Source organism: Streptomyces sp. WG5 (assembly GCF_049974565.1).
Taxonomy (GTDB): Bacteria; Actinomycetota; Actinomycetes; order Streptomycetales; family Streptomycetaceae; genus Streptomyces.
In genome coordinates this window covers 1-514 of record NZ_JBNGGC010000205.1, presented here as the reverse complement: position 1 = coordinate 514, position 514 = coordinate 1, and the positions used below count along the sequence as shown (strand labels likewise).

The 514-nt window shown below is 58.6% G+C and carries 1 protein-coding gene; it reads left to right on the top strand.

The genetic code is table 11. From position 1 onward, the window contains the following. On the top strand, nt 1-514 hold a 514-nt coding region (locus ACP4IX_RS36640; RefSeq protein WP_426559025.1), incomplete at both ends, for an ABC transporter substrate-binding protein.

The following is a 514-nucleotide window of genomic DNA, read 5'->3' as shown; positions in this document are numbered from 1 at the left end:
AACCGCGGCAGGCGAAGTCTTTGCACCGCTCGACAGCAAGGACTATACGCAATACTTCGGCCAGCTTCGCCAGGCCAAGCCGGAGGTGCTCTACACATCGGTGGCGGGCAACGACACGGTCCGCCTGTTGACCCAGATGCAGGACTTCGGCCTGCTCGGTAATCTTCTCGTGGTCGGTGCATCGGGCACGGTGACGTCACAGAACATTGCGGCCATAGGTACGGCTGCCAACGGCTTCGGAACTGGCGTCGGTTACTCGACTCAGATCGATTCGCTGGAGAACAAGAAGTTCGTCGATGCCTTCAGGGCGGCAAACAAGGCAGATCCGGATCTCTACGGCGCCGACAGTTACGGCCTGATCTATTTCTACAAGGCTGCGGTCGAGAAAGCGAAATCAACCGAGACGGACAAGGTTCGTGAGGCGATGAAGGATCTGTCGTGGGACACCCCGCAAGGCAAGAAGACCATGCGCGGAGGTGACCATCAGGCCATTCAGCCGATGTATGTGGTCCGT